General features: G+C 73.2%; 5 protein-coding genes. All 5 read left to right on the top strand.

The features are described from left to right. A partial coding sequence (locus BHU15_RS35950; protein ID WP_141726966.1) for an ABC transporter permease occupies nt 1-541 on the top strand: 541 nt, incomplete at its 5' end. Further along, nucleotides 538-1,416: an ABC transporter ATP-binding protein gene (locus BHU15_RS35945; RefSeq protein WP_069630937.1), complete on the top strand. Its 879-nt coding sequence runs from the start codon at nt 538-540 to the stop codon at nt 1,414-1,416. The genes BHU15_RS35950 and BHU15_RS35945, both read left to right, overlap by 4 nt. Beyond that, nucleotides 1,413-2,360: an ABC transporter ATP-binding protein gene (locus tag BHU15_RS35940; RefSeq protein ID WP_069630936.1), complete on the top strand. Its 948-nt coding sequence runs from the start codon at nt 1,413-1,415 to the stop codon at nt 2,358-2,360. The genes BHU15_RS35945 and BHU15_RS35940 overlap by 4 nt, the downstream gene beginning before the upstream one ends. 5 nt (nt 2,361-2,365) lie before the next feature. Next, nucleotides 2,366-3,415, top strand: a complete 1,050-nt coding sequence (locus tag BHU15_RS35935; RefSeq protein WP_079128616.1) for an aldo/keto reductase — start codon at nt 2,366-2,368, stop codon at nt 3,413-3,415. 27 nt (nt 3,416-3,442) lie between these two features. Continuing rightward, nucleotides 3,443-3,891: HpcH/HpaI aldolase family protein (locus BHU15_RS35930; RefSeq protein ID WP_255293291.1), on the top strand; the 449-nt coding region annotated here is incomplete at its 3' end.

Here is a 3,891-nt window from a genome sequence, read left to right as displayed (position 1 = left end):
CGGCGGCTGGGTGGACGCGGTCGTCTCCCGGCTGCTGGAGGCCCAGCTCTCCCTGCCCCTGCTGATGATGCTGCTCCTGGTCGTGGCTCTCTTCGAACCCTCGGTACCGGTCATCACCGCGGTCATCGCCATCGCCCAGTGGCCCGAAGTGGCCCGCCTGACGCGGTCCCTGGTGCTCGTGGAGCGCGAGAAACCGTACGTCGCCGCCGCGCGGGTGCTGGGTCTGCGCAGGGTCGGCATCCTGCTGCGCCACATCGTGCCCAACGTCATCGGGCAGGCCGGCCTCGTCGTACTGCTGCTGCTCGCGCAGGCCGTACTCCTGGAGAGCGCGCTGAGCTATCTGGGCGCCGGGCCGCAGCGTCCCTTCGCCACCTGGGGACGGATCATCTCCGACGGCCAGGACTACATCACCACCTCCTGGTGGCTGGTGACCCTGCCCGGCCTGGTCATCGTCCTGCTCGTCGTCGGGGTCAACCTGATCGGCGACGGCCTTCGCGACCGTATCCGTACCCGCCGTCAACCAGCAGAGGCCACCTCATGAACGCCACCGCCACCGCCGTGGCCGACACGGCGACAGACCGCACGCTCCTGGAAGTCGACGACCTCCAGATCGAACTGATCACCGCGCACGGCGTCGTGCGCGCGGTCGACGGTGTCAGCTTCCGGATCGCCGCAGGCGAGACCGTCTCCATCATCGGCGAGTCCGGATCCGGGAAGTCCACCACCGCGATGGGCATCCTGCGGCTGCTGCCGGAAGGTCTCGCGGTGCTCTCCGGCTCGGCCCGGATCTCGGGGGTGGACGTCGTCGCCGACCCCGGCGCCGCCGCGAAGGTCAGGGGGCGCGAGGTCTCGCTGATCCCCCAGGACCCGATGACCGCGCTCAGCCCCGTGCACTCCGTCGGGCGCCAGTTGGGCGAGGCCATCGCCCTGCGCCACCCCTCCCTGAGGCGCGGCCAGGCCCGCGAGAAGGGGCTGGAACTCCTGGCGCGGGTCCGGATCAACGACCCCGCCACGGTCTGGAAGGCGTACCCGCACCAGCTCTCCGGCGGCATGCTGCAACGTGTCCTGATCGCCATCGCGCTGGCCGCCGAACCCGTCCTGCTCATCGCCGACGAGCCGACCTCCGCCCTCGACGTCACCGTGCAGGCCGGGATCCTGGACCTGCTGATGGAGCTTCAGGAACGCACCGCCATCGGCATCCTGATGATCACCCACGACCTGGGGGTGGCCCGGCTGGTCTCCGACCGGATCCATGTGATGCGCGGCGGCCGGTTCATCGAGTCCGGGCCCGTCGAGCAGGTGGTCGACGCGCCCCGCGAGCAGTACACCCGCGACCTGCTCGCGACCGTCCCCGTCCTCGGCCCCTGGGACGAGACCCCGCCCGCTCTTCCCGCCGACGAGAAGGCCGTCCGATGAACACGCCACCGCTGCACACACCGTCCGGCAGCCCGAAGTCCGGGAACACCCCGCCGGCCGGCGCCCCCTTCCTCGCCGTCGAGAACCTCGTGGTCGAGTACCCCGTCCCGGGCGGCACCTTCCGCGCCGTCGACGACATCTCCTTCACCGTCGAACGCGGCACCTCCCTGGCCGTGGTGGGAGAGTCGGGCTGCGGCAAGTCCACCCTGGCCCACTCCCTGGTCCGGCTGATCCGCCCGACGTCCGGCCGCATCCTGCTGGACGGCACCGACCTCGGCGCGCTGTCGGAGCGGCGGCTGCGCCCGCACCGGCGCCGGGTGCAGATGATCTTCCAAGACCCGTACGGATCCCTCGACCCGCACCTGAGCGCCGAGGACATCGTCGCCGAGCCCCTGCGCCTGGCCGGTGAGCGCTCCCGTACGGCACGGTCCAGGCGCGCCGCCGAACTCATCGACCGGGTGGGGCTGCCCACCTCCGCCCTCCACCGCAGGCCCGCCGAGTTCTCCGGCGGACAGCGCCAGCGCATCGGCATCGCCCGCGCGCTGGCCAGCGACCCCGAACTGCTCGTCTGCGACGAGGCCACCTCCGCGCTCGACGTCTCCGTCCAGGCGCAGGTCCTCGCGCTGCTCCGGGACCTCCAGGCGAACACCGGGCTCACCTTCATCGTGATCTCCCACAACCTGGGCGTGGTCCGCGAGATCAGCGAGCACATCCTCGTGATGCGCTCCGGGAGCGTCGTGGAGCGCGGCGCCACCGCCGCCGTCCTGGCCTCGCCCGTCGAGCCGTACACCCGGGCGCTGCGCCGCGCCGCCCTCGACCCGGCCGCCATGCGGGGCCGTAAACCACGGTCCGTCGTCTCCGCCCGCGCGGGCGCGGCGACCGCCGACGACAACAGGCCCCGGGCCGCCGCCGAGGCGGCGGCCACACCGGCAACCACGGAATGAGCGAGATGACCAGCACCCCGGACACCCCCCGGCCGCCCAACTCCCCGCCGGACAGCGCGCCGACGGGCACCGTACCGGCCGGGACGGCCCTGCCCGGTGTCCCCGTACCGCTGTCCCGGCTCGTCCTGGGCACCATGACCTTCGGCGACACCGTCGGCGCCGCCGACGCGCTGACCATGCTCGACGCGGCGCTCGACGCCGGAATCACCGGCGTCGACACCGCCAACGCGTACGCCGGCGGGGTCACCGAGACCATCCTCGCCGCCGCCCTCACCCCCTCCCGGCGGTCCCGGATGGTGCTCGCCACCAAGGCGGGCATGCCGCACCCCGACACCGGGGACCACTCACCGCTCTCCCCCACCGGCATGCGCCGGGCCCTGGAGGGCAGTCTGCGGCGGCTGCGCACCGACCACGTGGACCTGTTCTATCTGCACCAGCCGGACCGTACGGTGCCGCTGGCCGACACCCTGGCCACCGTCGCCGAGTTCGAAGCCGAGGGGAAGATCGGCGCCCTGGGCGTCTCCAACTTCGCGGCCTGGCAGATCTCGGAGGTCGTCCACACGGCCGGCCGCATCGGCGCGCCCACGCCCGTGATCGCGCAACAGCTCTACAACCTGCTGGCCCGCCGTGTCGAGGAGGAGTACCTCGAATACGCCCGTACCAGCGGCCTGTTCACCATGGTCTACAACCCGCTGGGCGGCGGTCTGCTCACCGGCCGCCACCGCTTCGGCGACACCCCGGCCGCCGGCCGCTTCGGCGACTCCGCGCTCGCCGCCATGTACCGGCAGCGCTACTGGGACCCCCGGCTGTTCGACGCCGTCGAGCGGTTGGCCGTGATCGCCGACGGGGCCGGGATCCCGCTCACCGACCTCTCGCTGCGCTGGCTGCTCGGCCACGACGACGTACACGCCCTGCTGCTCGGCGGCTCCCGCCTCGACCACCTGCGCGCGAACATCGCCGCCGCCGGGGCCGGGCCGCTGCCCGCCGACGTGGGCGCCGCCTGCGACGAGGTCGGCGCCGCGCTGCGCGGCCCGATGCCCGCCTACAACCGCTGACTCCCGCCCCCCCACCAAGGAGACTTGATGAACGCTGCCCGCTTCGCCACCGCCCTGCGCTCCCGCGAACGGCTGGTCGGCTACTGGTCGATCCTGGACGCGCCGGTCGCCACCGAACGGATCGCCCGCCTCGGTTACGACTACGTGTGCCTGGACGGCCAGCACGGCCTGATCGGCTACAGCGGCCTGCTGCACAGCCTCACCGCCATCGACGCGGGCGGCGCCTCCGCCGGCCTGGTCCGGGTCGAGGCCAACGACCCGGTGCCGATCGGCCGGGCGCTGGACGCGGGCGCCGCCGGGGTGATCGTCCCGCTCGTCGACACCCCCGAGCAGGCGGCGGACGCCGTCGCCTCCTGCCGGTACGCGCCGGCCGGGCGGCGGTCGTACGGTCCCATGCGCTCCGCGCTGCGCATCGGCCCCGCGCCCGCCGACGCCCACCAAGCGACCGTGGTCCTGGCCATGATCGAGACGGCCGC

Origin of the sequence: Streptomyces niveus (genome assembly GCF_001723055.1) — a bacterium.
GTDB classification, from domain to species: domain Bacteria; phylum Actinomycetota; class Actinomycetes; order Streptomycetales; family Streptomycetaceae; genus Streptomyces; species Streptomyces niveus.
Note: the sequence above shows the minus strand (reverse complement) of the source record. Positions and strands in the feature narration are given on the sequence as shown.